At 74.4% G+C, this 26,166-nt stretch carries 24 protein-coding genes and 1 pseudogene; 15 read left to right on the top strand and 10 right to left on the bottom strand.

Annotated features, from left to right (window positions below; all coding sequences use genetic code 11):
• Positions 1-7 precede the first annotated feature (7 nt).
• The 9 genes from Ani05nite_RS29670 to Ani05nite_RS29630 all read left to right on the top strand — a co-directional run bounded on the left by Ani05nite_RS29670 (position 8) and on the right by Ani05nite_RS29630 (position 11,210).
• Positions 8-1,429: an aminotransferase-like domain-containing protein gene (locus Ani05nite_RS29670; protein WP_203773850.1), complete on the top strand. Its 1,422-nt coding sequence runs from the start codon at positions 8-10 to the stop codon at positions 1,427-1,429.
• A 33-nt stretch (positions 1,430-1,462) separates the two neighbouring features.
• Positions 1,463-2,311 carry a MurR/RpiR family transcriptional regulator gene (locus tag Ani05nite_RS29665; protein ID WP_203773848.1) on the top strand — a complete coding sequence of 283 codons (849 nt, stop codon included), beginning with the start codon at positions 1,463-1,465 and terminating at the stop codon, positions 2,309-2,311.
• 11 nt (positions 2,312-2,322) lie between these two features.
• On the top strand, positions 2,323-3,957 hold the full coding sequence (gene hutU / locus Ani05nite_RS29660; RefSeq protein ID WP_203773846.1) for a urocanate hydratase: 1,635 nt from the start codon (positions 2,323-2,325) through the stop codon (positions 3,955-3,957).
• Positions 3,954-5,132: an allantoate amidohydrolase gene (locus tag Ani05nite_RS29655; protein ID WP_203773844.1), complete on the top strand. Its 1,179-nt coding sequence runs from the start codon at positions 3,954-3,956 to the stop codon at positions 5,130-5,132. Before hutU ends, Ani05nite_RS29655 begins: the two co-directional genes overlap by 4 nt.
• Positions 5,129-6,412: a formimidoylglutamate deiminase gene (locus Ani05nite_RS29650; protein WP_203773842.1), complete on the top strand. Its 1,284-nt coding sequence runs from the start codon at positions 5,129-5,131 to the stop codon at positions 6,410-6,412. The genes Ani05nite_RS29655 and Ani05nite_RS29650 overlap by 4 nt, the downstream gene beginning before the upstream one ends.
• 58 nt (positions 6,413-6,470) lie before the next feature.
• Positions 6,471-7,619: an imidazolonepropionase gene (hutI, locus tag Ani05nite_RS29645; RefSeq protein WP_203773840.1), complete on the top strand. Its 1,149-nt coding sequence runs from the start codon at positions 6,471-6,473 to the stop codon at positions 7,617-7,619.
• Positions 7,616-9,151: a histidine ammonia-lyase gene (gene hutH, locus Ani05nite_RS29640; RefSeq protein WP_203773838.1), complete on the top strand. Its 1,536-nt coding sequence runs from the start codon at positions 7,616-7,618 to the stop codon at positions 9,149-9,151. The genes hutI and hutH overlap by 4 nt, the downstream gene beginning before the upstream one ends.
• A gap of 9 nt (positions 9,152-9,160) precedes the next feature.
• Entirely contained in the window at positions 9,161-10,468 is a 1,308-nt protein-coding gene (locus Ani05nite_RS29635) for an NAD(P)/FAD-dependent oxidoreductase (protein ID WP_203773836.1), read from the top strand.
• Between the two features lie 160 nt (positions 10,469-10,628).
• Positions 10,629-11,210 (top strand): hypothetical protein, encoded by a 582-nt coding sequence (locus tag Ani05nite_RS29630; RefSeq protein WP_203773834.1) that lies wholly within the window; start codon positions 10,629-10,631, stop codon positions 11,208-11,210.
• Here the strand turns inward: Ani05nite_RS29630 and rdgB are convergent.
• The 4 genes from rdgB to Ani05nite_RS29610 form a co-directional block, all read right to left on the bottom strand.
• The gene (rdgB, locus tag Ani05nite_RS29625) at positions 11,207-11,821 is read right to left on the bottom strand and encodes an RdgB/HAM1 family non-canonical purine NTP pyrophosphatase (RefSeq protein ID WP_203773832.1); all 615 of its coding nucleotides are present in this window, start codon (positions 11,819-11,821) and stop codon (positions 11,207-11,209) included. The two genes, Ani05nite_RS29630 and rdgB, sit on opposite strands and share 4 nt — an antisense overlap.
• Positions 11,818-12,546 carry a ribonuclease PH gene (gene rph / locus Ani05nite_RS29620; protein WP_203773830.1) on the bottom strand — a complete coding sequence of 243 codons (729 nt, stop codon included), beginning with the start codon at positions 12,544-12,546 and terminating at the stop codon, positions 11,818-11,820. Before rph ends, rdgB begins: the two co-directional genes overlap by 4 nt.
• Positions 12,547-12,570: 24 nt before the next feature.
• The gene (locus tag Ani05nite_RS29615; protein ID WP_239130742.1) at positions 12,571-13,827 is read right to left on the bottom strand and encodes a glycosyltransferase; all 1,257 of its coding nucleotides are present in this window, start codon (positions 13,825-13,827) and stop codon (positions 12,571-12,573) included.
• A gap of 61 nt (positions 13,828-13,888) precedes the next feature.
• On the bottom strand, positions 13,889-14,635 hold the full coding sequence (locus tag Ani05nite_RS29610; protein WP_203773828.1) for an MBL fold metallo-hydrolase: 747 nt from the start codon (positions 14,633-14,635) through the stop codon (positions 13,889-13,891).
• A 289-nt stretch (positions 14,636-14,924) separates the two neighbouring features.
• Between Ani05nite_RS29610 and Ani05nite_RS29605 the strand changes: the two genes are divergently transcribed.
• Entirely contained in the window at positions 14,925-15,359 is a 435-nt protein-coding gene (locus Ani05nite_RS29605; protein ID WP_239130740.1) for a hypothetical protein, read from the top strand.
• Between the two features lie 58 nt (positions 15,360-15,417).
• On the opposite strand, the gene Ani05nite_RS29600 is transcribed toward Ani05nite_RS29605, so the two are convergent.
• The 3 genes and pseudogenes from Ani05nite_RS29600 to Ani05nite_RS29590 form a co-directional block, all read right to left on the bottom strand.
• Positions 15,418-16,383, bottom strand: coding sequence for a PLP-dependent cysteine synthase family protein (locus Ani05nite_RS29600; protein ID WP_203773826.1), 966 nt, complete (start codon positions 16,381-16,383; stop codon positions 15,418-15,420).
• Between the two features lie 5 nt (positions 16,384-16,388).
• A complete protein-coding gene (locus Ani05nite_RS29595; RefSeq protein ID WP_203773824.1) occupies positions 16,389-16,703 on the bottom strand; it encodes a MoaD/ThiS family protein in 315 nt (104 codons plus the stop codon).
• 63 nt (positions 16,704-16,766) lie between these two features.
• Positions 16,767-17,269 (bottom strand): annotated as a pseudogene (locus Ani05nite_RS29590) (M67 family metallopeptidase).
• An 87-nt stretch (positions 17,270-17,356) separates the two neighbouring features.
• Here Ani05nite_RS29590 and Ani05nite_RS29585 point away from each other — a divergent pair.
• Positions 17,357-18,220, top strand: a complete 864-nt coding sequence (locus tag Ani05nite_RS29585; protein ID WP_203773820.1) for an aldo/keto reductase — start codon at positions 17,357-17,359, stop codon at positions 18,218-18,220.
• Here Ani05nite_RS29585 and Ani05nite_RS29580 read toward each other — a convergent pair.
• On the bottom strand, positions 18,217-18,726 hold the full coding sequence (locus Ani05nite_RS29580; protein ID WP_203773818.1) for a DUF2017 domain-containing protein: 510 nt from the start codon (positions 18,724-18,726) through the stop codon (positions 18,217-18,219). The two genes, Ani05nite_RS29585 and Ani05nite_RS29580, sit on opposite strands and share 4 nt — an antisense overlap.
• Before the next feature lie 21 nt (positions 18,727-18,747).
• Positions 18,748-19,038: an ATP-dependent Clp protease adapter ClpS gene (clpS, locus tag Ani05nite_RS29575; protein WP_203773816.1), complete on the bottom strand. Its 291-nt coding sequence runs from the start codon at positions 19,036-19,038 to the stop codon at positions 18,748-18,750.
• Positions 19,039-19,323: 285 nt separating this feature from the next.
• Here clpS and Ani05nite_RS29570 point away from each other — a divergent pair, with 285 nt between their 5' ends.
• From Ani05nite_RS29570 to Ani05nite_RS29555, 4 genes are all read left to right on the top strand, one after another.
• Positions 19,324-21,921: a LuxR C-terminal-related transcriptional regulator gene (locus Ani05nite_RS29570; RefSeq protein ID WP_203773814.1), complete on the top strand. Its 2,598-nt coding sequence runs from the start codon at positions 19,324-19,326 to the stop codon at positions 21,919-21,921.
• Positions 21,922-21,989: 68 nt separating this feature from the next.
• Positions 21,990-23,276 (top strand): nicotinate phosphoribosyltransferase, encoded by a 1,287-nt coding sequence (locus tag Ani05nite_RS29565; RefSeq protein ID WP_203773812.1) that lies wholly within the window; start codon positions 21,990-21,992, stop codon positions 23,274-23,276.
• A gap of 12 nt (positions 23,277-23,288) precedes the next feature.
• Positions 23,289-23,864, top strand: coding sequence for a nicotinamidase (locus tag Ani05nite_RS29560; protein WP_203773810.1), 576 nt, complete (start codon positions 23,289-23,291; stop codon positions 23,862-23,864).
• Positions 23,865-23,921: 57 nt separating this feature from the next.
• Entirely contained in the window at positions 23,922-25,226 is a 1,305-nt protein-coding gene (locus tag Ani05nite_RS29555) for an MFS transporter (RefSeq protein ID WP_203773809.1), read from the top strand.
• A 39-nt stretch (positions 25,227-25,265) separates the two neighbouring features.
• Here the strand turns inward: Ani05nite_RS29555 and Ani05nite_RS29550 are convergent, their stop codons facing one another.
• On the bottom strand, positions 25,266-25,799 hold the full coding sequence (locus Ani05nite_RS29550) for a hypothetical protein (protein WP_203773807.1): 534 nt from the start codon (positions 25,797-25,799) through the stop codon (positions 25,266-25,268).
• Positions 25,800-26,166: the final 367 nt, after the last annotated feature.

The raw sequence follows: 26,166 nt of genomic DNA, 5'->3' as shown, positions 1-26,166 counted from the left end.
CTCTCTCATGGATGACGGTAGCAGTTCGCGCATCGTCGACGATCTCCGCGCCTGGATCGGCACCGCGGCGCCGGGCGCCCGGCTGCCGTCCACGCGGGAGCTGGTCGCCCGGTACCGGGTGAGCCCGGTGACGGTGCAGCGCGCCCTGCGCCGGCTGAGCGGCGCGGGGCTGGTGGAGAGCCGCCCGGGCGCCGGCACGTTCGTCCGGGTGGCCCGGGCCGTGCGGCCGGCCGACTACGGCTGGCAGACCTCCGCGCTGCGGTCGCCGCAGTTCCCCGTCGTGCCGGTGTCCACGCCGCTGCGCGGCGCCCCGGACGACGTCATCGCCCTGCATTCCGGCTATCCCGACCGCGAGTTGCTGCCGGAGCGCCTGGTGCGGGCCGCCGTGACCCGGGCCGCGCGCGCCGACGCCGCGGTCGCCCGGTCGCCGGTGGCGGGACTGCCGGAGCTGCAGTCGTGGTTCGCCCGGGAGCTGGGCGCGGTGACCCCGGCCGGCGTGACGCCGCCCCGGGCGAGCGACGTGATCGTGCTGCCGGGCAGCCAGAGCGGGCTCAGCTCGGTGTTCCGCGCCCTGGCCGGGACGGGGCAGCCGCTGCTGATGGAGTCGCCGACGTACTGGGGGGCGATCCTCGCCGCGCGGCAGGCCGGCGTCCGGGTCGTACCGGTGCCGAGCGGCCCGGCCGGGCCGGACCCGGACGATCTCGCCCGGGCTTTCGCGGAGACCGCCGCCCGGTTGTTCTACGCGCAGCCCAACTACGCCAATCCCACCGGCGCGCAGTGGCCGGTGAGCCGGCACGACCGGGTGCTGGAGGTGGTCCGCGGGCACGGCGCGTTCCTGGTCGAGGACGACTGGGCGCACGACTTCGCCATCACCGGCGGGCCGCTGCCGGTGGCCGCCCGCGACGACGCCGGCCACGTCGTCTACCTGCGCTCGCTCACCAAGAGCGTGTCCCCGGCCGTCCGGGTCGCCGCGGTCATCGCCCGCGGCCCGGCCCGGGACCGGATCCTGGCCGACCGCGGCGCCGAGTCGATGTACGTCAGCGGGCTGCTGCAGGCCGCGGCCCTGGACATCGTGACCCAGCCGGCCTGGCAGACCCACCTGCGCGGGCTGCGCCGGCAGTTGGGCGCCCGCCGCGACCTGCTGGTCGCCGCCCTTCGGGAACACGCCCCGCGCGCGGACCTCGAGCACGTGCCGGCGGGCGGGCTGAACCTGTGGGTACGGCTGCCCGACGGCACGGACCTGGGCCGTCTCACCCGGGACTGCGAGGCGGCCGGGCTGATAGTCGCGCCCGGCACCGAGTGGTTCCCGGCCGAGCCGACCGGGCCGTACGTCCGGCTCAACTACGCGGGGCCGGATCCGGGCCGGTTCCCGGAGGGCGCGCGCATCCTCGGCCGGGTTCTCGACGACCAGCACCGGGCCAGGGACTAGCGCTCTGAAAGTTTCTATGCATACTCTGCTGGAGTGAATGACGGAGCGGCCAGGACGGCGGAGCGGGTGCTGGATCTCTTCCAGGGCGCCCGCCTGACGCCCACCCAGCGCCGGATCGCGCACAGCCTGGTCCAGCACGCGCCCTCGGCCGCCTACCTCTCCGCCGCCGAGGTCGCCGAGCTGGCCGGGGTGAGCCAGCCCAGCGTCACCCGGTTCGCCATGGCCCTGGGCTACGCCGGCTATCCCGCCCTGCGCCGCGAGCTGCGCTCCCTGGTCGGGGTCGGCGCCGTTCCGGCCGACAGCGGCGACAACCCGGTGCAGCGGGCCCTGCGGGCCGAGACGTCGCACCTGGAACGGCTGGCGGACCAGCTCGGCAGCCTCGACGGGGTCCGGCAGGGCGCGCGGCTGCTCGCCGCCAGCCGGCCGCTGCCCGTGCTCGGCCTGCGCGCCGCCGGGCCGCTGGCCTCGTACTTCGGGTACTTCGCGGCCAAGGTGCATCCGGACGTCCGGGTGCTCGACGACGGCGGCACCATGCTGCTGGATCGCCTCGATCAGGCCCGCGCCGCCGGCGCGACCGCCATGCTGGCGATCGTGCTGCCGCGGTACCCGCGGGAGACGCTGGAGGTGATCCGCGAGGTCACCGCGGCCGGCCTGGCCGTGGTGGCGCTCACCGACTCCGCGGTCAGCCCGGTCGCCGCGCACGCCGACGTGGTGCTGCCCGCGCCGGTCGGCACCCAGCTCGTGTTCGACCTGCACACCGGGCCGATGGCGATGGCCATGGTGCTACTCCAGGCGATGTGCGACGCGGCGCCGGAGCAGGCCCAGCGCCGCCTGGAGGAGTTCGAGGCCACCGCCGCCCGCCGCCACATCTTTGAAGCGTGAAGGAGCCTTCGATGTCAGTCCGAGCGCCACGTGGCACCGCCCGTACCGCCAAGGGGTGGCCGCAGGAGGCCGCCAAGCGGATGTTGCTCAACAACCTCGACCCCGACGTGGCCGAGCGCCCCGACGACCTGGTGGTCTACGGCGGCACCGGGCGCGCCGCCCGGAACTGGCCGTCGCTGCACGCGATCGTCCGGGAGCTGGACGTGCTGGCCGACGACGAGACGCTGCTGGTGCAGTCGGGCAAGCCGGTGGGGGTGTTCCGCACCCACGAATGGGCGCCGCGGGTGCTGCTGGCCAACTCCAACCTGGTCGGCGACTGGGCGACCTGGCCGGAGTTCCGCCGGCTGGAGCAGCTGGGCCTGACCATGTACGGCCAGATGACCGCCGGCTCGTGGATCTACATCGGCACCCAGGGCATCCTGCAGGGCACGTACGAGACGTTCGCGGCCGTGGCGGCCAAGCGGTTCGGCGGCGACCTCGCCGGCACCGTCACGCTGACCGCCGGCTGCGGCGGCATGGGCGGCGCGCAGCCGCTCGCCGTCACCATGAACGGCGGGGTCTGCCTGATCGTGGACGTCGACGAGTCGCGGCTGCGCCGCCGGGTCAAGGACCGCTACCTGGACCTCGTGGCGGCGGATCTCGACGACGCGGTCCGGCGGGCCGAGGCGGCCAGGCGGGACCGGGCCGCGGTCAGCATCGGGGTCGTCGGCAACGCCGCGGAGGTGTTCCCCGAGCTGCTGCGCCGGGGCGTGGCCATCGACATCGTCACCGACCAGACCAGCGCGCACGACCCGCTGAGCTACGTGCCCGCCGGGGTCGCGCCGGCGGAGGTCGCCGACTACGCCGCCGCCAAGCCCGAGGAGTTCACCGACCGGGCCCGGGAGAGCATGGCCCGGCACGTCGAGGCGATGGTCGGCTTCCTCGACGCGGGCGCCGAGGTGTTCGACTACGGCAACTCCATCCGCGGCGAGGCGAAGCTCGGCGGGTACGAGCGCGCCTTCGCGTTCCCCGGGTTCGTGCCGGCGTACATCCGGCCGCTGTTCGCCGAGGGCAAGGGGCCGTTCCGCTGGGCGGCGCTCTCCGGCGACCCGGCCGACATCGCCGCCACCGACCGGGCCGTGCTGGAGCTGTTCCCGGACAACGACCCGCTGGCCCGGTGGATCCGGCTGGCCGGCGAGCGGGTCGCCTTCCAGGGGCTGCCGGCGCGGATCTGCTGGCTCGGCTACGGCGAACGGGACAAGGCCGGGGTGCGGTTCAACGACATGGTGGCGCGCGGCGAGGTGTCCGCCCCGCTGGTCATCGGCCGCGACCACCTGGACGCGGGCTCGGTGGCCTCGCCGTACCGGGAGACCGAGGCGATGCTGGACGGCTCGGACGCGATCGCCGACTGGCCGCTGCTGAACGCGATGATCAACACGGCGAGCGGGGCCAGCTGGGTGTCCATCCACCACGGCGGCGGGGTCGGCATCGGCCGGTCCATCCACGCCGGGCAGGTCTGCGTGGCCGACGGCACCGCCCTGGCCGGGCAGAAGATCGAGCGGGTGCTCACCAACGACCCCGGCATGGGCGTCATCCGGCACGTGGACGCCGGCTACGACAGCGACGCCGCGGCGTCGGTGCACATCCCCATGCGGGAGAAGGCGTGAGCGCGGCCTTCGCGCGGCTCTGGGCCGAGATCGCGCCCATCGGCCGCGACCCGGGCGGCGGCTATCTCCGGTACGCCCTCAGCGCCCCCGAGCTCGTGCTGCGCGACTGGTTCCGCAACCAGGCCGACCGCCGCGACATGATGGTCACCGACGACGGCAACGGCAACCTGTTCGCGTGGTGGGGCCGGCAGTGGGGCCCGGGCACGGTGCTGACCGGCTCGCACTTCGACTCGGTGCCGCACGGCGGCGGGTACGACGGCCCGCTGGGCATCGTCAGCGCGTTCCTCGCCGTGGACCGGCTCCGGGCGGCCGGGGTCACCCCGGCGCGGCCGATCGCGGTGGCCGCGTTCGTGGAGGAGGAGGGTGGGCGTTTCGGCGTGCCGTGCCTCGGGTCCCGGCTGCTGACCGGCGCCATCGACCCGGACACCGCGGCCGCGCTGTGCGACACCGACGGGGTGAGCTTCGGCGAGGCGCTGGGCGCGCGGCCGGCCGGGGCGCTGCCGGCGCTGGCGAGCCGGGTCGGCGCGGTCGTCGAGCTGCACATCGAGCAGGGCCGGGCGCTGGCGGCGCCGGTCGGGGTGGCCAGCGCGATCTGGCCGCACGGGCGCTGGCGGCTGGACTTCACCGGCGACGGGGACCACGCGGGCACGACCCGGATGGCCGACCGGCACGACCCGATGCTGACGTTCGCGTACACGGTGCTGACGGCCAACACCGAGGCCCGGCTGGCCGGGGCGCTGGCCACGATCGCCCGGGTCTCGGTGCAGCCCAACGCCACCAACGCGATCCCTTCGCTGGTGCGGGGCTGGCTGGACGCCCGCGCGGCGGACGCCGCGACCATGGACCGGCTGGTGGAGACCATCGTCAAGCGGGCGGTCGACCGGGCCGCCGAGGACGGTACGCAGGTCAGCGTCGAACCGGAATCGGCCTCCCCCGAGGTCGCGTTCGACACCGCGCTGGCGTCCCGTCTGTCCACGTTGCTCGGCGCCGCGCCGATCCTGCCGACCGGCGCCGGCCACGACGCCGGCGTGCTGTCCGCGCACGTGCCGACCGCGATGCTGTTCGTCCGCAACCCCACCGGCATCTCCCACTCCCCCGCCGAGCACGCCACCGACGCCGACTGCACGGCCGGCGTGGATGCCCTCGCGACGGTGCTCCGGGAGCTGTCGGCGTGAGCTACTTCGCGGAGTACGCCTGGGTCGACGGGGCCGTCGCGCGCGACGTGCGCATCGACGTGGCCGGCGGGCGCTTCACCGCGGTGACCCCGGGCAGCGCGCCGGCCGGGACCCGGCTGCCCGGGCTCGTGCTGCCCGGGCTGGCCAACGCGCACTCGCACGCGTTCCACCGGGCGCTGCGCGGCCGCACGCACGGCGATCGCGGCAGCTTCTGGACCTGGCGCGAGCTGATGTACGCGGTGGCCGGCCGGCTCGACCCGGACAGCTACTTCGCCCTGGCCCGGGCCATCTACGGCGAGATGGCCCTGGCCGGGATCACCTGCGTGGGCGAGTTCCACTACCTGCACCACGGCCCGGACGGCACGCCCTACGCCGACCCGAACGCGATGGGCCACGCCCTGATCGCGGCCGCGCGCGACGCCGGCATCCGGATCACGCTGCTGGACACGGTCTACCTGACGTCCGGTGTGGACGGCAAGCCGCTGGAGGGTGTGCAGCGGCGGTTCGGCGACGGCGACTACGACGGCTGGGCGGCGCGCCACAATGAGCTGCGCGCGACGGCGGGCGTGCGGATCGGCGCGGCCCTGCACTCGGTCCGGGCGGCGCCGGTGCCCGGGATGGCGACGTTCGCGCAGCGTACCGACGGGTTGCCGGTGCACGTCCACCTGTCGGAGCAGCGCGCCGAGAACGAGCAGTGCCGGCAGGTGCACGGCTGCTCCCCGGCCGAGCTGCTCGACAGCCTGGGCGTCTGGCGGCCGCTCACGACCGCGGTGCACGCCACCCACCTGTCCCCGCCCGACCTCGCCATCCTCGGCGGGCAGTACGTCTGCCTGTGCCCGACCACCGAGCGCGACCTGGCCGACGGCATCGGCCCGGCCCGGGCGCTGGCCGGCGCGGGCGCCCGGCTCACCCTGGGCAGCGACAGCCACGCGGTCATCGACCTCTTCGAGGAGGCCCGCGGCGTCGAGCTGGACGAGCGGCTCGCCACCGAGCGGCGCGGCCACTTCGCCGCCGCCGAGCTCGTGGCCGCCGCCACCGTGACCGGTCACGCGTCGCTGGGCTGGGACGACGCCGGATCGATCGCCGCCGGCAACCGCGCCGACCTGGTCGCCGTCGCGCTGGACAGCGTGCGCACCGCCGGGGTCGATCCGGCGGGCGCGATCTTCGCCGCGACCGCCGCCGACGTCACCCACGTGCTGGCCGACGGCCGGCTGATCGTGGACGGTGGCCGGCACACCGCCTTCGACGTCCCGGCCGCGCTCCGGGCGGCCCTGGCATGACCGGCCGCACCCGCCGCCCGGCGACCGCCCGCGCCGCCCGAGCCGGAGGTGGCCGCGCATGAGTCTGCTCATCACCGGCATCGGGGAGCTGACCACCCACGACCCCGGGCTGGGCGTGCTGACCGGCGCGGCGGTCGTGGTCGACGGCGACCGGATCGCCTGGGTGGGCCCGATGGGCGGGGCGCCCGACGCCGACGAGCGCCTCGACGTCGGCGGCGCCGCGGTCATCCCCGGCTTCGTGGACAGCCACGCCCACCTGGTCTTCGCCGGCGACCGGGCCGCGGAGTTCGCGGCCCGGATGAACGGCGAGCCCTACACCGGCGGCGGCATCCGCACCACGGTCGCCGCGACCCGGGCCGCGAGCGACGAGGAGCTGCTGGCCGCGGCCGGCCGGCTGGTCGCCGAGGCCCGGCGGCAGGGCACCACGACCATCGAGATCAAGAGCGGGTACGGCCTGAGCGTCGCGCAGGAGGCCCGCAGCCTGCGGATCGCCCGGCAGCTGACCGAGGAGACCACGTTCCTCGGCGCGCACGTCGTCCCGGCCGAGTACCGCGACGACCCCGACGGCTACGTGGCGCTGGTCGGTGGGCCGATGCTCGCGGCCGCCGCGCCGCACGCCCGGTGGATCGACGTGTTCTGCGACCGGGGCGCCTTCGACGGCGACCAGACCCGGGAGATCCTGACCGCCGGGGCGAAGGCGGGGCTGGGGCTGCGGGTGCACGCCAACCAGCTCGCCCCCGGGCCGGGCGTGCGGCTGGCGGTCGAGCTGGGCGCCGCCAGCGCCGACCACTGCACCCATCTCGGCGACGCGGACGTGGCGGCGCTGGCCGGGTCGGACACCGTGGCGACGTTGCTGCCCGGGGCCGAGTTCTCCACCCGGTCGCCGTACCCGGACGCGCGGCGGCTGCTCGACGCCGGGGTGACCGTGGCGCTGGCGACCGACTGCAACCCCGGGTCCTCGTACACCTCGTCCATGCCGTTCTGCCTGGCCCTGGCCGTACGGGAAATGCGCATGACGCCCGCCGAGGCCCTCTGGGCCGCGACCGCGGGCGGGGCCCGGGCCCTGCGCCGCGACGACGTGGGCGTGCTGCGCCCCGGCGCGCGGGCCGACCTGGCCGTCCTCGACGCCCCCTCGTTCCTGCACCTGGCCTACCGGCCGGGTGTCCCCCTGATCAGCACAGTGCTGCACAACGGAGTGCCCCGATGACCGTTACCGTCGAACCCACCGGCATCACCCCCGCCGACGTCCTCGCCGTCGCCCGGCACGACGCCCGCGTCGAGCTGTCCGAGGCCACCGTCGCCGCCATGGCCCGCAGCAGGGCCATCGTGGACACCATCGAGGCGTCCGGCCGTCCCGTCTACGGCGTCTCCACCGGCTTCGGCGCGCTGGCGAACACGTCCATCGCCCCGGAACGCCGCGCCGAGCTGCAACACGCGCTGATCCGCTCGCACGCCGCCGGCATCGGCGCCCCGATGCCGCGCGAGGTGGTGCGGGCGATGATGCTGCTGCGCGTGCGGTCGCTGGCCCTGGGCCTGTCCGGGGTACGGCCGGTGCTCGCGCAGGGGCTGGTCGACCTGCTCAACCACGACATCACCCCGTGGGTGCCCGAGCACGGCTCGCTGGGCGCCTCCGGTGACCTCGCGCCGCTGGCCCACTGCGCGCTGGTGCTGCTGGGCGAGGGCTGGGTGCTGGGCAAGGACGGCGCCCGGATGGCCGCGGCCGACGCGCTGCACGGCTCCGGCCTGCAGCCGCTGGCGCTGGCCGCCAAGGAGGGCCTGGCGCTGATCAACGGCACCGACGGCATGCTGGGCATGCTGCTGCTGGCCGTCGAGGACGCGCGGCACCTGTTCGCGATGGCCGACGTGACGGCGGCGCTGGCGATCGAGGCGATGCTCGGCTCGGAACGGCCGTTCCTGCCGGAGCTGCACGCGATCCGCCCGCACCCGGGCCAGTCGGACTCGGCGGCGAACATCCACCGGCTGCTCCAGCACTCGGCGATCATGGACTCGCACCGCGACGACCTGGCCCACGCCGTGCAGGACGCGTACTCGATGCGGTGCGCGCCGCAGGTCGCCGGCGCGGCCCGGGACACCCTCGAGTTCGTCCGGACCACCGCCGGGCGCGAGCTGCGCTCGGTGGTCGACAACCCGGTCGTGCTGGCCGACGGCCGGGTGGAGTCCACCGGCAACTTCCACGGCGCGCCGCTCGGTTTCGCCGCCGACTTCCTGGCCATCGCCGCCGCCGAGGTCGGCGCGATCGCCGAGCGCCGGGTGGACCGGCTGCTGGACGTGACCCGCAACCGGGCGTTGCCGCCGTTCCTGGCCCCGGACGCCGGTGTCAACTCGGGCCTCATGATCGCCCAGTACACGGCGGCCGGGATCGTCGCGGAGAACCGGCGGCTGGCCGCGCCCGCGTCGGTGGACTCGCTGCCCACCAGCGGCATGCAGGAGGACCACGTGTCGATGGGCTGGGCGGCGGCCAAGAAGCTGCGCACGGTCCTGGACAACCTGACCAGCCTGCTCGCCGTCGAGCTGCTGGCCGGGGTCCGCGGCATCCAGCTGCGGGCGCCGCTGACCCCCTCGCCGGCCGGGCGCGCGGCGGTAGCGGCGGTGCGGGACTGCGCCGGCGAGCCCGGCCCGGACGTCTTCCTGGCCCCGGTCATCGAGCAGTGCCGCGCGGTCGTCGCCGGCCGGGCGTTGCGCGCGGAGATCGAGGACGCGGTCGGGCCGCTGCTCTAGGCTTCCACGATGGACAGCTCGGCGGTGGTCATCGGGGGCGGCATCGGCGGGCTCGCCGCGGCGCGCGTGCTGAGCCGGCGGTACGCGCGGGTCATGGTGGTGGACCGGGACACCCGGCCGGCGGACGGCGAGCCACGACCCGGGGTGCCGCAGGGCGTGCACGGGCACATCCTGCTGGCCTCCGGGCTGCGCGAGCTGGGCGAGCTGTTCCCCGGCCTGGACGCCGCGCTGGCCGAGATCGGCGCCACCCGCATCGACCTGGGCTCCGGGCTGTGCAACTACCGGTTCGGCCGCCGCCGCGAACGGGCGCCGGTCGGACACGACATCACCTCGGTGAGCCGGCCGCGGCTGGAGGCGGTCCTGCGCGACCGGGTCGCCGCCGACCCGAACGTGACGTTCCGCGACGGGGTGGCGGTCACCGCGCTGACCGGCACCGCCGCGGCGGTCACCGGCGTGCTGCTCGACACCGGCGAGACCGTCGCCGCCGAGCTGGTCGTGGACTGTTCCGGCCGTGGCCACCGGTCCGACCGGTGGCTCGGCGACCTCGGCCTGCCGGCGCCCCGCCGGCTCGAGGTCAAGATCGGCGTCGCCTACGCCACCCGGCTCTACCGGCGGGAGCCGGGCCGGCTGGAGGGCTGGCAGGCGGCCTTCGTGCTGCCCGACGCGCCCCGGGAGCAGCGGTCCGGGCTGGTGCTGCCGATCGAGGACGACCGCTGGCTGGTGTCGCTCGGCGGCTGGCACGTCGGCGCGGTGCCCACCGACGCGGCGGGCTTCGAGGCGTACGCGAGGAGCCTGCCCGACCCGATCGTGGCGCGGCTGATCGCCGAGGCCGAGCCGCTCGGCGACCCGGTCGCGATCCGCTTCCCGGCCAGCCGCCGCCGGCTCTTCGAGGAGCTGGACCGGCACCCGGCCGGCTTCCTGGCCCTCGGCGACGCCGTGTGCAGCTTCAACCCGATCTACGGGCAGGGCATGACGGTCGCCGCGATGGCGGCGGGCGCGCTCGGCCGGACCCTGGACCGGCACGGCGGCGCCACAGCGGCCGCCGCCCGCGACTACTACCGGGCGGCCGCCGCGGTGATCGCCGTGCCGTGGCGGTTCGCGGTCGGCAACGACTTCGCCTATCCGCAGACGACCGGGCCGCGGCCGCACGGGGTCGCCGTGTCGAACTGGTACGCCCGGCGGCTGGCGATCGCCACGCACCGGTCGCCCGAGCTGACCGACGTTTACCTGCGGGTGCAGCAGCTGCTCGCGCCCCCGAGCGAGCTGCTGCGGCCGGGTGTCGTGGCCCGGGTGCTGCGGCTCGGCGGCCGGTCCTAGGAAACTCTCCCGGATCGATGCAGCGGTGGCGCCGCTGCCGAAGGCCGGTGGTCGGCCACCGTGGCTGCCGGTGGGTACGCTCGCGCGTGCTCGATGGTCGCGCGGGCCGGCTCCTGGTCCGCAGGCCACGGCGGGAGCCTTCTCGGGGAAGGGACAGGCGATGATCGATCTGGACCAGCCGGCTCGGTACCCGACCGGGCCGAACGGGACTCCGGGACGTCGATGGCCCCGCCGCGCCACCGGGCGGACGCTGGCCCTGGTCGTGGTGGTGGCATTCCTGGCCGGCGGGATACTGGGCGGCGTCGCGATGCACCTCTGGCGGTATCAGCCGCTGGCCGCGTCGGTGGCGGCCCAGAGGTCCACGGTCTCGGTGCTGCTGTTCGCCGAATCCGGCCTGATGACGGTGCGCCACGAGCAGCGGCGGGCCCGCCTCGAAGCCCAGGTGACGATCGTCAACGCCGGGCCCGAGACGGTCACCGTGCTGGCCGTCCGCGTCGATCAGCCGGCCGTCACCGTACGCAGCCCCGAGCGGGCCCGCTTCGTGGCGCCGGGTACGGCGTTGCCCGTCGACGTGGTGGTCGAGTGGAACTGCGGCGCGGACCAGTCCCGGGCTCTGGTCGCCTCGGTCAGGGTGGAGACGGCGGACGAGCATGTCCGGACGATCTCGCCGGTGGCCCTCGACGACACGCCGTGGGCCGAGAGCAGGCGTACGGGTTGCGCCGAGGGCCGACCCGCCGGCTAGCGGGGCAACTCCTTGGCGATGACCTTGGCCAGCTCGCGGAACGCTTTGCCCCGGTGGCTGATCGCGTCCTTCTCCTCCGCGCTGAGCTCCGCGTTGGTGCGGCTCTGGCCCTCGCCGAGGAAGATCGGGTCGTAGCCGAAACCGCCGGTGCCGCGCCGCGCCCGCAGGATCTGGCCGCGCTGCTTGCCCTCGACCAGGTGCTCGCGGCCGTTCGGCAGCACGAGCACGGCCGCGCAGACGAACGCGCCGCCGCGGTGCTCGTCGGCCACGTCGCCGATCTGGGCCAGCACCAGCTCCAGGTTGGCCTCGTCGTCGCCGTGCCCGCCGGCCCAGCGGGCGCTGAACACCCCGGGCATGCCGTTGAGCGCGTCCACCGCCAGCCCCGAGTCGTCGGCCACGGTCGGCAGGCCGGTGCGGGAGGCGCCCTCGCGCGCCTTGATCAGCGCGTTCTCGCCGAAGGTGAGGCCGGTCTCGGGCACATCCGGATAGTCCGGGAAGTCGCCCAGCCCGACCAGCTCGACGCCGCCGGCGCCGAGCGCGTTGTCCAGGATGCGCTGGAGCTCGACCAGCTTCTTGCGGTTGGCCGTGGCCAGCAGCAGCCGGGCGCTCACGCGGCGAGCGCCTTCTGCTGGGCCGCGGCCAGCTCCGCGCAGCCGAGCACGCCCAGGTCGAGCAGCGCGTCGAGCTGGTCGCGCCGGAACACGTTGGCCTCGCCGGTGCCCTGCACCTCCACGAAGTCGCCGTCGCCGGTGCAGACCACGTTCATGTCCACCTCCGCGGCCACGTCCTCCAGGTACATCAGGTCCAGCCGGGGCTCGCCGTCGACGATGCCGACGCTGACCGCCTGGATCGACCGGTGCATCACCTTCTCGACCCGGCCGGCCAGCGACTTGCGGTCGGCCAGCCAGTTCACCGCGTCGTGCAGCGCGACGTACGCGCCGGTGATGGCGGCCGTCCGGGTGCCGCCGTCGGCCTGCAGCACGTCGCAGTCCAGCACGATCGAGTTCTCGCCGAGGGCCTTGAGGTCGATGCAGGCCCGCAGGCTGCGCCCGATCAGCCGGGAGATCTCCTGGGTGCGGCCGCCGACCTTGCCCTTGACGCTCTCCCGGTCGCCGCGGGTGTTGGTCGCGCGCGGGAGCATCGCGTACTCGGCGGTCACCCAGCCGAGCCCGGAGCCCTTGCGCCAGCGCGGCACGCCCTCGGTCACGCTGGCGGTGCAGAGCACCCGGGTGTCGCCGAATTCGACGAGCACCGATCCCTCGGGATGGATGCTCCACCGGCGGGTGAGGGTCACGGGTCGGAGTTGGCCGGGCTCTCGGCCGTCGGGTCGCGCCATGGCAAGAGCCTAGGCCGATCGCCGCTACAGCGCGTCGCCGGGTGCCGTCGCCCAGGCACTGGACGCTACGGCGGCGACCACGGGCACCGCCGGGCGCAGCGCCCGCTCCGGCCGGGACTGCCGGGTCACGACCGCTGAGCTGCGGGCCTGCGGCAGCGCGCCGTGCGCCCGCAGGAATCCCTCGACGGCCTGCGGCCAGCCGAACAGCTCGGCGCGGGCGCGGGCGGCCGCCCGACGCTCGGCCTCGGGCCGGGCCATGAGGCTGCGGACGCCGTCGGCGAACGCCTCCGGCGTGCCGCGTACGGCCACGCCGGCCTCCCCGACCACCTCGGGCAGCGCGCTGGCCGCGTTGACCACCACCGGCGTGCCGCAGGCCAGGGCCTCCAGCGCGGCGAGCCCGAACGTCTCCACCGGGCCCGGCGCCACCGCCACGTCGGCGCTGGCCAGCAGCGCGGCGACGTCGTCGCGGTCGGTGATGTGCCCGGCGAAGCGCACCGGCAGCCGGGCGGCCCGGTAGGCCAGCGCCGCGCGGCGCGAGCCGTCGCCGGCCAGGGCCAGCACCGCGGGCACCTTGGCCGCCCGCAGCGCGGCGATGGTGTCGACGGCCAGCTCGGGCCGCTTGTCGGCGGACAGCCGGCTGCAGTAGACGACGAGCAGCTCCTCCGGGCGCGCGTAGCGGGCGCGGACCGCCGCGTCGGCGCGGCTCGGGTGGAACTGCCGCAGGTTGACCCCGAGCGGCACCTCGACCAGGTTGGGCACGCCCAGGCGGCGGAACTCCGCCGCGGCGAAGGCGGTCGTGCAGACGATCTGGTCGAAGACCTCGGCGGTACGGCGGTTGAGCCGGTCGGCGAGGGAGTCGCGGTGCGGCATGCCCCAGACGCCGAGCAGGCCGGCCAGGCTCTCGTGGGAGACCATCATCGAGCCCACCCCGCGCTCGCGGGCCCAGCGGCCCGTCCAGCGCAGCGTGGCCCGGTCGGAGACCTCGATGCGGTCCGGCCGCAGCCCGTCCAGCAGGCCGGTCAGCTCGCGCCGGCCGGCGAGCACGCGGTAACCGCCGGTGCGCGGCACGCGGTGCCCGGGCAGCGTGATGACCCGGCCCTGCGCGGTCATCTCGTCGGAGCGCTCGCGCCCCGGGACGATGAGGATCGGCTCGTGGCCGGCCCGCAGATAGCCCTCGCCGAGGTTGCGCAGCGCGGTGCGCAGCCCGCCTGAACGAGGTGAGACGAAGTTCGCCAGTCGGACGATGCGCAGCCCGCGCTCACCCACTGATCGACCAGTCATGCAGGGCACTCCAAGGTCACTTCGAGGTCGGTGGTCCGCTCGTGCCGTCCCCTCGGCAAGCTCAGAGATCGTAGCGGGCGCCGGGTCGGACGACCTCCACCGGACCCGCGAACGCGGCGGACGCGGCCTCCACAGTAGAGGCCTCGCTGCCCCAGGCCGGCACAAGATGGGTCAGCAGCAGCTTGCGCACGTCCGCCTTGGTCGCCGCCTCCCCCGCCTCGCCCCCGGTCAGGTGCAGGTCGGGCGGGTTGGCCACGCCGTCGAGGTAACTCGCCTCACACAGGAACAGGTCGGCGCCCTGGGCCAGCCGCAGCAGCGCCTCGCACGGCGCGGTGTCCGACGAGTACGCCAGCACCCGGCCGTCGTGCTCGACCCGGACGCCGTACGTCTCGATCGGATGGTTGACCCGGTCGGCGGTCACGGTGAACGGGCCGATCGGGAACGTGCCGGGCTGCAGACCGTAGAACGTGTACACGTCGTCCACCGGCTCGTTGTCGGCGCTGTAGGCGGCCGAGATGCGTTCCGCGGCGCCGAGCGGGGCGTACACCGGCAGCGGCGGCAGCGGGCCCTCGGGGGCGTAGCGGCGCACCACCACGTACGTGCACGCGTCCAGCATGTGGTCGCAGTGCAGGTGGGTGAGCATGATCGCGTCGACGGCGCCGAGCCCCGCGTAGCGCTGCAGCGCCGACAACGACCCGGACCCGAAGTCGATCAGCAGCCGGAAACCCTCCGCCTCGACGAGGTAGGCCGAACAAGCCGACTCGGGGCCGGGAAAACTGCCGGCGCAGCCGAGAACGGTCAGTCGCATGGGGGTTCCTCTGGTTCACGCTCGGTCGTCCACTCGCCCAAAACCCATGCTCCTTGAAACTCTCCAGCCCCCAGGAACCGGTCCGTGGCCGAGACGGCAGACCAGTCAATCACGCTGCGCAGCCTACGCCGGGACCAGCGCGGGACGTAAACGTCTGATCGATTTGTCGCTAAATCGACAACGTATGTCACACCGGTCGTGACCTGCATCATTATCCCATCCGTTACGCCACGTGAGTCGCATTCGTTGCACACCGTGAAGGGACACACCGGCGGGACGAGGGAGCGCAGTGACGACGACGGGCGTGCAGGAACCGAGGCGGACCCGGGTCCCGGTGCAGGACTCCCCGGCCCCGGACGTGGTCCCGTTCGGCTGGGAACCCGGCCCGGACGACCTGGTCGACGAGGCCGGCGACGAGGTCTTCTTCCGCTTCCCGACCCCGGACGACCCGGCGCCGGGCACCCGGCGGCTGCTGGCCATGTCCCTGTACGCGGCCCTGCTCGGCCTGGCCGGCGTCGGCATCGGCATCCGCGGCATGGTCTCGCAGATCGGCGGCGGCGTGCCCGGCTGGTACGTGCCGGTGCTGGCCTTCCTCGGGATGGTCAGCGTGGCCCTGTCGGTCGGCGCGTTCCTGTCCATCCACCGGCGGATCCTGCCGTGGCTGCTGCTGCTGGGGGCGGCCGTGCCGCTGATCGCGGACATCATGCTCGCCGTGGCCTACTGAGGCCGCCGCACCGCCACGGGCGCGGCCGGCGGGGCGGTCACGCCGCCCCGCCGCCCGCTCAGGCCCAGAGCTGACCCTCGAGGGCGTCCTCGGCCTCGGCCAGGGTGCCCCCGTAGGCGCCGGTGGAGAGGTACTTCCAGCCGCCGTCGCAGATCACGAAGGCCACGTCGGCGCGCTGGCCGGCCTTGACCGCCTCGTGGGCCACCGCCAGCGCGGCGTGCAGGATGGCGCCGCTGGAGAAGCCGGCGAAAATGCCCTCGACCTCGACCAGCTGCCGGGTACGCAGCACCGCGTCGCGGGTGCCCACCGAGAAGCGCCGGCTCAGCACGGTGGCGTCGTAGAGCTCCGGGACGTAGCCCTCGTCGATGTTGCGCAGCCCGTAGACCAGCTCGCCGTAGCGGGGCTCGGCCGCGACGATCTGGATGCCGTCGACCTTCTCCCGCAGATACCGCCCCGTGCCCATCAGCGTGCCCGTGGTGCCCAGGCCGGCCACGAAGTGGGTGATGGTCGGCAGGTCGTGCAGCAGCTCCGGCCCGGTGGTCTCGTAGTGCGCCCGGGCGTTGCCGGGGTTGCCGTACTGGAAGAGCATCACCCAGTCGGGATGCTCGGCGGCGATCTGCTTCGCCGTCGCCACCGCCTGGTTGGAGCCGCCCGCGGCCGGCGAGAAGATGATCTCCGCGCCGTACATCCGGAGCAGCTGGACCCGCTCGGAGGAGACGTTCTCCGGCATCACGCAGACCAGCCGGTAGCCCCGCAGCTTGGCCACCATGGCCAGCGAGATGCCGGTGTTGCCGCTGGTCGGCTCGAGGATGGTGTCGCCCGGGCGGAGCCGCCCGGTCTCCTCCGCCTCGCGCACCATGAACAGCGCCGGGCGGTCCTTGATGCTGCCGGTGGGGTTGCGGTCCTCCAGCTTGGCCCACAGCCGCACCGGCGGCGCCCCCTCGGGCACCGTCGGCGACAGCCGGGGCAGACCGACCAGCGGCGTGCCCCCGCAGGCGTCCAGCAGGCTCTCGTAGCGAGCCACGACGACTACTTCCGGAGCAGGGCGGCCGCGGCGGCGAAGCCGAGCGCGCCACCGGCCACCGCCGGCAGGATGGTGACGGAGTCACCGTCGCTCAGCGGGGCGTCGAGCGCGCCGAGGAAGCGGACGTCCTCGTCGTTGACGTAGACGTTGACGAACCGGTGCAGGCCACCCTCGGGCGTGAGCAGGCGGCCCTTGAGACCCGAGTGCTTGGCGTCCAGGTCGTCGATCAGGCCGGAGAGCGTCGCGCCGGAACCCTCGACGACCTTCGAGCCGCCGGTGTAGCTGCGCAGGATGGTGGGAACGCGAACTTCGATAGCCATGACTGTGATGCTCCTAGAAAGAGAGAGTCGAGAGAGTTCGGGGGCAGGGTCGTGGAGGTCGCGTCAGCGACACTCGTAATAGACCGACGCGGGGCTCTGCCCGAACATGTACGACTGGACGGCGAAGCCGTCCGCAATCCCACTCACGCGTCCACCGTCGCATCCACGATGTTGACCTCTTCCTCGGTCACCACACCGTCCACGATACGGAACGAACGAATCTCCTCGGAATCCGGCTCGCGCGTCGAGACGAGCACGTAATGCGCACCCGGCTCACCGGCGAAGGAGATGTCGGTGCGCGACGGATACGCCTCGGTCGCGGTGTGCGAGTGGTAGATCACCACCGGTTCCTCGTCGTTGTCGTCCATCTCGCGCCAGACCCGCAGCTGCTCCATGGAGTCGAACTCGTAGAACGTCATCGACCGGGCCGCGTTGTCCATCGCGATGTGCCGCGTCGGCAGGTCACTGCCCACGGGCCCGGCGACGACACCGCAGGCCTCGTCCGGGTGGTCCCGGCGGGCGTGGGCAACGATCGCGTCGACGATCGCGCTGTCGATGGTCAGCACGTCGTTCACATTACCGTGACGAGCCGCCGGACCGGGGGTGGCAGTGCTCACGCGCGTACCGATCATCGTCCGGGGTAGGTACTGGCCATGAAGCAGCGATCTATCGGAAACTTCCAGGTCGGCGCCGTCGGGCTCGGCGGCATGCCGATGTCCATCGAGGGACGTCCGGACACCGACCGCTCGGTACGGACCATCCACGCGGCCCTCGACGCCGGGGTGACCCTGATCGACACGGCCGACGCCTATCACCTGCACGCCGACGAGGTCGGGCACAACGAGTCGCTGATCGCCCAGGCGCTGGCCGGCTGGGGCGGCGACACCTCGGGCGTGCTGGTCGCCACCAAGGGCGGCCACCTGCGCCCGGGCGACGGCTCGTGGACCGTGGACGGCTCCCCGGCGCACCTGCGCGAGGCCGTCGAGGGCTCGCTCAAGCGCCTCGGCGTCGACGCGATCGGCCTCTACCAGTTCCACCGCCCGGATCCCCAGGTCCCGTACGAGGAGTCGGTCGGCGCCCTGCGCGACCTGCTCGACGAGGGCAAGATCCGGATGGCCGGCATCTCCAACGCCACCGTGATCCAGATCCGCCAGGCCCAGGAGATCCTCGGCGGCCGGCTGGTCTCGGTGCAGAACCAGTTCTCCCCCGCGTTCCGCTCCTCCGAGCCCGAGCTGCGGCTCTGCGACGAGCTGGGGATCGCGTTCCTGCCGTGGTCGCCGCTCGGCGGGATCGCCCGGGCCGGCGAGCTGGGCCGCCGCTTCGAGGCCTTCGGCCAGGTCGCCGCGGCGCACGGGGTCAGCCCGCAGCGGGTGACCCTGGCCTGGATGCTGGCCAAGAGCGAGCACGTGATCCCGATCCCCGGGGCCAGCCGCCCGGAGTCGATCAAGGACTCCGCGCAGGCCCCGGAGCTGACCCTCAGCGATGAGGAGTTCGCCCGGCTGGACCAGGCCGGCTAGGCCCGTTCCTCGATCTCCGGCAACGCGTTGAGCAGGGACTCCTGCAGGTAGCCCAGGTACGCGTAGACGGAGAGCTGGAAGACCCGGCTCGACGCGGGGTCGCGCACCACGGCCTCGTCGAGCTCGTCGCCGAGATCGGTGTCGCCCTGGATGTCGAGCCGGGTCCCCATGGCCAGCCGCGCGTCGTTGATCGCCCGCAGCCAGGCCTCGGCCTCCTCGCCGTCCAGGCGCACCTCGCCGGGGCCGTCGTCCGGCAGCGCGGCCAGGATGGCCCCGGCCTGGTCGATCTTGCCGGTCTTGAGATCACCCTCGGTGTAGAGGCGGAACTCGGCCGAGTCGTCGGGCCGCTCCGGATAGATGTCCGGGAAGAGCCGGCCGACCACCGGGTCGGTGTGGTCGAAGCCGTCCATCAGCAGGCCGACCACCTCGCCGGCGACCTTGCGCAGCACGCGCACCTCGTCGATGGCGAAGGTGGCCACGCACTGGTTCCCGTTGCGTCGGAACATCGTCTCAGTTCACCCGCCCACTCACGCCCGGTCCACCGTCGCCCACAGCCCGTAGCCGTGGAGCTGCGCAGCGTCCATTTCCATCCGTTCACGCGCGCCGCTGGACACGACCGCCTTGCCCTTGTTGTGCACGTCCATCATCAACTGCTCGGCCTTGTCGTGGCTGTAGCCGAACAACTTCTGAAACACCCAGGTCACGTACGACATGAGATTGACCGGATCGTCCCAGACGATGGTCACCCACGGCCGATCATCAGCCGGTACCTCCTCGATCTGCGGCGTCTCTGCGGGAGCGACCTGAGGCAACGCCATGCCCCCCATCGTGCCACGCCGATTCGGGCGGGGGTCGAACCGAGCGCGCCGAGCGCGTCGAAGTGCCGGGACGGCGCCACCGACGGGCGCCCACGGGTCCGGCGGGCGCCCGGACCCGCCCCGCCAGGCTGGGCCCGGGCAGTCGCGCCGGCACCGCCGAACCGTATGGGACGGGGGCGGAGCCGGACAGGTGCCTGATTACTCACCGTTTCCTGCACTGTTACTCATTCTCCGACACGGTACGTACTGTGACCCGAATATGACGGATCTCGATATGCTGGCCGGGTGGAGCAGTGGGGATTCGTCGGGCGCGCCGACGAGTTGACCAGGCTCACCACCGTCGCCACCAGCCGGACCGAGCGCGGGCTCATCCTCAGCGGCAGCGCCGGCATCGGCAAGAGCCGCCTGCTGCACGAGGCGGTCGCCGAGTTACCGGCGGAGCAGTACGCAGTGCACTGCGCCTCGGCCAACATCGCCAGCTCCGGGCTGCCGTTCGGGGGCCTGGCCCAGATCCTCCCGGCCGACCCGCCGGTCGGCCTCTCCCCCGCCGGGCTGCTGCGCTGGGCGGTCGACGGGCTGCAGGCCGGGTCCGGCGGGCGGCCCATGGTGCTGGCCATCGACGACGCCCACCTGCTCGACCCGCCGTCCGCCGCGCTCGCCCACCTGCTGGTCCGCGAGGGCGCCACCCTGCTCGGCACGCTGCGGACCGCCGAGCCGGTGCCGCCGCCGATCAGCGCGCTGTGGACCGAGGGCCTGGTCGGCCACGCCGAGCTCGACCCGCTGACCGACGACGAGTCCCGCGAGCTGCTGACCGCGCTGGTCCGCGGGCCGGTCGAGGCCGGCACCGCCCAGCGCCTCATCCGGCTCGGCGGCGGCAACCCGCTGCTGCTGCGCGAGCTGGTGCTGGCCGCCATCGGCGGCGGCGAGCTGACCGAGTCGTACGGGTTCTGGCGCTGGACCGGCCGGCTCAGCCTGGCGCCGAGCCTGGCCGACCTGGTCGGGGCGCGGATCGGCGGGCTCACCCCCGGGGTCCGCGACGTGCTCGAGACGGTCTCGTTCGGTGAGCCGTTGGGGTTGACGCTGCTGCTGCGCGCCGCCGCGCCGGCCGACGTGGAGGCCGCCGAGGAACGCGGCCTCATCCAGGTCGTCGCGGACGGGCGCCGCCGCGACGTCCGGCTGGCCCACCCGCTCTACGGCGAGGTGGTCCGCCGCGGCTGCCCGGTGACCCGCTCCCGGCGGCTGCTCGCCCAGCTCGCCGACCTGGTGGCCGGGGCCGGCGCCCGGCGCCGCGACGACCTGCTGCGGGTCGCCGTCTGGCGGCTCGACTCCGGTACGGCCCAGGACGGCACGCTGCTGCTGGACGCGGCCCGGCAGGCGTTCGGGCGCTTCGACATCCCCCTGGCCCGCCGACTCGCGGCGGCGGCCCGGGACGCCGGGGCCGGATGGGCGGCCGCCGAGCTGCTGGCCACCGTGCTGCTCTTCGCCGACCGCCCGGAGGAGGCCCTGGGCGTCCTGGACGCGGACCCGGACCCGGACGACGGCGCCCGCCGGCTCACCGCGCGGGCCGCCGTGGAGTTCTTCGGGCTGGGCCGGGCGGCGGCGGCCGACATGCTGGCCGCCGCGCGGCTCACCGACCCGGCGGAGGCGGCCCGCACCCGGGCCCTGGAAAGTCTCATCCGGCTCCAGCTCCAGCAGCTGCCGGCCGCCCGGAGCCTGGCCCGGGGCGTGCTGGACGAGCCCGCGGCCGGGATAGCGACCCGCGCGCTGGCCCGTTGCGTGCTGGCGTGTCTGATGGCCGGCGGCGGCGACTCGGACGGCAGCGCCCGGCTCATCGCGGAGGTCTACGCCGACACGGCGGCCTGGCGGCGGGACACACCGACCCTGCAGTACGCGCTGCAGATGACCGAGGGCACCCGGCTCAGCGTGGCCCTGGACCTGGCGGGCATCGACCGGATCCTGGCGGCGGAGTTCACCCACCTGGCCCAGGCCGGCGGCTTCGGTTTCGGCTCCGGCTGGGTGTCGCAGCTGCAGGCCTACGCCGGGCTGCTGCGCGGGCAGACCGGGGAGGCCCTGCACGCCGCGGAGCAGGCCTGCGCCGCCCTGGCCCCGGCGCGGGGCTACGACGGCAGTGCCCACTTCGTCCGCGCGCACGTCGCGGCGGTGCGCGGCGACCACACGCTGGCCGCCGAGTCGCTGGCCACCGCGGACGCCGCCGCCAGCAGCGCGGCCAGCCTCTACTACCCGTGGCACGAGCAGGTGCGCGCCTGGACCCTCGCGTGCCGGGGCGAGCTCGGCGCGGCGGTACGCGTCCTGCAGCGCGCCGTGGCCCGGCTGCGCGCCGATGAGCTGTACGCGCACGAGCTGCTCGCCCTCTACGACCTGGTCCGGCTGGGCCAGCCGCAGCAGGCCGCGGCCCGGATCGAGGAGCTGGCCCCGACCGTGGGCGGCCCGGCCACGCCGCTGGTGGTCCGGCACGCCCGGGCCGCGGTGGCGGAGGCCGGCGAGGACCTGTTCACGGTGGCCCGCGAGTTCGCCGTGCTCGGCTACCAGCTGTTCGCCGCCGAGGCGGTGGCGGGCGCGGTCCGGATCTTCCGGGCGGCCCGCGACCCGCGGGCGCTGGCGGCCAGCACCCTGCTGGCCGACCTGCTCAGCCGCTGCGACACGGTACGGACCCCGGCGCTGCTGGCCGTCCAGCCGGCGCTGACCGTGCGGGAGCGCCAGGTGGCCGAGCTGGCCGCCGAGGGTGTCCGGAGCCGGGAGATCGCCGACCGGCTCTACCTGTCGCCCCGCACGGTGGAGAACCACCTGCAGCGCGTCTACACCAAGCTGGGCGTGAACGGCCGGGTGGAGCTTGCTCCGGCACTTCGCCTGCTGCCGCAATAGGGTGGGGGCGGCGTGACCGACTGCACCGAGCGCAGCGAGGGCCGGGAGGGGACGCCTAAGGTTGTCCCGTGACCGACTTCGCGCCCGCGCTGCTGACCGACCAGTACGAGCTGACCATGGTCAGTGCCGCCCTCAAGGACGGGACGGCGCACCGCCGCAGCGTCTTCGAGGTCTTCGCCCGGCGGCTGCCGGCCGGCCGCCGCTACGGCGTCGTCGCCGGCCAGGGCCGCCTGATGGAGCTGATCCGCGACTTCCGCTTCACGCCGGCGGACATCGACTTCCTGCGCCGCTCCGGCATCGTCGACGAGACGACCGCGGCGTGGCTGGCGGACTACCGCTTCACCGGCGACATCGACGGATACGCCGAGGGCGAGCTGTTCTTCCCCGGCTCGCCGATCCTGACCGTGTCCGGCGGCTTCGCCGAGTGCGTGGTGCTGGAGACACTCATCCTGTCGGTGCTCAACCACGACTGCGCGATCGCGGCGGGAGCGGCCCGGATGGTCACCGCCGCCCGCGGCCGGCCGATCATCGAGATGGGCTCCCGCCGTACCCATGAGGAGGCCGCGGTGGCCGCGGCCCGGGCCGCGTACCTGGCCGGCTTCGCGTCGACCTCGAATCTGGCCGCCGGCGGCCGCTACGGCATCCCCACCACGGGCACCTCGGCCCACGCCTTCACGCTGCTGCACGACGACGAGCCGGCCGCGTTCGCCTCGCAGGTGGCGGCGCTGGGCAAGAACACGACCCTGCTGGTGGACACGTACGACATCGCCCAGGGCATCCGCAACGCCATCGCCGTGGCCGGCCCCGACCTGCGCGCGGTCCGCATCGACTCGGGCGACCTGTCGGTGCTGGCCCAGCACTCCCGGGAGCTGCTCGACTCCCTCGGCGCCACCGAGACGAAGATCATCGTCTCCGGCGACATGGACGAATACTCGATCGCGACGCTGGCGGCGGAGCCGGTCGACATGTACGGCGCGGGCACGGCGGTGGTGACCGGCTCCGGCGCGCCGACGGCCGGCCTGGTCTACAAGCTGGTCGAGGTAGAGGGCCGGGCCGTCGTGAAACGCTCGGAGAACAAGGCGACGGTCGGCGGGCGCAAGACCGCCATCCGGCGGCACAAGCCCACGGGTACGGCCACCGAGGAGATCATCGTGTCGCAGGGCGTGCCCGACCACAACACCAACGACCGGCTGCTGCAGCGCGCGTTCGTGGTGGCCGGCGAGGTGGCCCCGCTGCCGTCGCTGGCCGAGTCGCGCGAGCACCTGCGGCAGTGCCTGATCTCGATCCCGTGGGAAGGCCTGAAGCTCTCCGCCGGCGACCCGGCGATCCCGGTAACCGTCGTCCCGACCGCCTGAAAGGTGCCACCGATGTCGCGTGCGCTCATCATCGTCGACGTGCAGAACGACTTCTGCGAGGGCGGCTCCCTGGCCGTCCCGGGCGGGGCGGAGGTCGCCGCGGGCATCTCGGCGGCCCTGCGCCCGGGCCGCTGGGACCACGTCGTGGCGACCAAGGACTACCACGTGGACCCGGGGGCGCACTTCAGCGAGCACCCCGACTTCGTGGACTCGTGGCCCGCGCACTGCGTGGTCGGCACCGAGGGGGCGTCCTTCCACCCGGCGCTGGACACGGCGCGGGTCGAGGCGGTGTTCCACAAGGGTGAGCACGCGGCGGCGTACTCGGGCTTCGAGGGCCACACCCGCGAGGGCGAGGGCCTGGCGGACTGGCTGCGGGCCCGCGGCGTGACGGCGGTCGACGTGGTCGGGATCGCCACCGACCACTGCGTCCGCGCCACCGCGCTGGACGCGCAGGCGGCGGGCTTCGCGACCACGGTGCTGCTGGACCTGACGGCCGGGGTCGCCGCGGCCACCACCAGCGCGGCGCTCCAGCAGTTCGAGGAGGCCGCCGTGGCGACGACCGGCACCCCGGTAGTGAGCTCCGTCTAACGGCCGGGGGTTTGTCGTACCCCTGCGGTTGACTGTCGTGCGGAGGTTACGACCGCAATGACACTCACGCCCTACCGCGAGACGCTCGCCCTGCGCGGGATCCGCTCGCTGCTCATCGTGGCGACGCTGGCCCGCATCCCGATCACCGCCGGCACGGTGGTGCTCACCCTGCACGTGACCGTGGACCTGGGGCTCGGCTACGGCGCCGCCGGCCTGGTCGGGGCCGCGTTCACCGTCGGCAGCTCACTCGGCGCGCCGGTGCTGGGCCGGATCACCGACCGCAAGGGCCTGCGCCCGGTGCTGGTGCTGACCACGGCGGCCGAGGTGACGTTCTGGGCCACCGCCCAGGCCATGCCGTACTGGGCGCTGCTGGTGGCGGCGCTGGTCGGCGGCTTCCTGACGCTGCCGGCGTTCGCGGTGGCCCGGCAGTCGATCGCCGCGCTCGCCCCCGAGTCGCACCGGCTGCCCGCCTTCGCGCTGGACTCGATCACCACGGAGCTGTCCTTCATGGCCGGCCCGGCGCTGGGCGTGCTGGTCAGCACGACGGCCGGGCCCCGGGTGGCGATGCTGACCGTGGGCGCCGGCATCCTGCTGTCGGGCGTCGGGCTGTTCCTGCTCGACCCGCCGATCCGCGGCACGGACGAAACCCCCATCTCGGCGGGCGAACGGGTGCCGCGCAGCACCTGGCTCAAACCCCGCCTGGTGGCCATCCTGGCGATCACCAGCGCGGCCACCCTCGTGCTGAGCGGCACCGACGTCGCGGTGGTGGCGGTGCTGCAGAACGCCGGCGAGGTCGAGTGGACCGGCGCGGTGCTGGGCCTGTGGGCGGCGTACTCGCTGGTGGGCGGGTTCGCGTACGGCACGGTGCGGCGGGGCCTGCCGCCGCTGGCCCTCTTCGCGCCGATGGCCCTGCTGACCATCCCGGTCGGGCTGGCCGGTGGCCACTGGTGGCTGCTCGCGCTGCTGCTGCTGCCGGCGGGCGCGCTGTGCGCCCCGACGATCACGGCCACTGCGGACGCGGTGAGCCGGCTCACCCCCGCGGCGGCCCGCGGCGAGGCGATGGGATGGCACAACTCGTCGCTGACGGTCGGGGTGGCGCTGGGCGCCCCGCTGGCCGGCGTGGTGATGGACACGTGGTCGCCGGCGTGGGGGTTCGCGGCCGTCGGCGGGGTCGGGGTCGTGGTGGCGGTGCTCGCGCTGCCGGCGGAGTTGCGGCGGCGTCGGGAGCAGGCGGCGGCCGAGCCGGCCGAGCCAGTCGAGGCGGCCGAGGCGCTCGAGGGCGGGTCGGTGGGTGCCCTCGGGGACGGCGCCGGCGGGCCGGTGGCGGAGTTCCCCACCGAGGAGGCGGCGCCGACGCGCTGAGTGCCCCAGCCGAGGAGACGGCCCTGACGCGCTCGGACCTTACCGCTCGAAGGTCTGGAGGCTCGTTCGGTACCGCGTCGGGCCGGCGAGCGCGGGGTTGATCAGCAGGACGAGGTCCGGCAGGGCGGTCGGGGCGCTTTTCCGGAGCTGGTCCGCTGGCCGGGTTCGGCGCCCCAGTCGATCAGGGCGACGGTGACGCTCCAGGCTCCCGGCGGCAGCGGGGAGGCGGAGGCCTTCCCCGGCAGCCCCCTGGACGTGCTGGATGCCGCTGATCAGGGCGACGCCGGCGGAGACGAACAGGTGGGGCTGGGAGGAGGTCAGCAGGAAGCGACGTTCTCTCTGACTGAGCTCCGCCGTGGTCGACGACGAACCGGCCCGGACGACCACTTGGAAGGCACCGTCGCCACCGATGTTCACCGGCACGAAGGCGCCGTCGGCGATGTGCCGGGCGATGTCCTCGTCCGCCGGCAACGCCGACTCTCCCGTGTCGTAGTCCACGACGTGGGCGAAGGACGCCGGGGACCACAGCCCGGCCATCCCGGCATCGGTGGCCACGACCCCGCCGATCTCCACGGGTCTCCCTCGGGTCCGCCCGTTCTTCCCGACCTCGGCCTTCTTCGGGCCTCAGCCTCGCCCGGGCCGCAGCCTTCTCCCCGCCGCAGCCTTCTCCCCGCCGCAGCCTTCTCCCCGCCGCAGCCTTCTCCCCGCCGCAGCGGGGATCGGCGTCCGGCGTCCGGCGGGCGGCTGCCTCGCCCGGCACATGAAGAACCGGCCCGCCCCCTGTCGGGACGGGCCGGTTCTCGAACGTCGGGCCGGCGATCAGTGCCGGCGGTCGCTCAGGTCTTCCTGGTAGGTCGCTCCGCCGTCCGACTCCGCGGTCAGCGGGCGGGCGCCGCCCTCGGGCGGGCCGGCCACCGACTGGCTCCCGGCCGCCAGCTCC

Origin of the sequence: Actinoplanes nipponensis (assembly GCF_016862275.1) — a bacterium.
Taxonomy (GTDB): domain Bacteria; phylum Actinomycetota; class Actinomycetes; order Mycobacteriales; family Micromonosporaceae; genus Actinoplanes; species Actinoplanes nipponensis.
The sequence above is the reverse complement of the archived record's forward strand: the minus strand, read 5'-3'. Positions and strand labels throughout refer to the sequence as shown.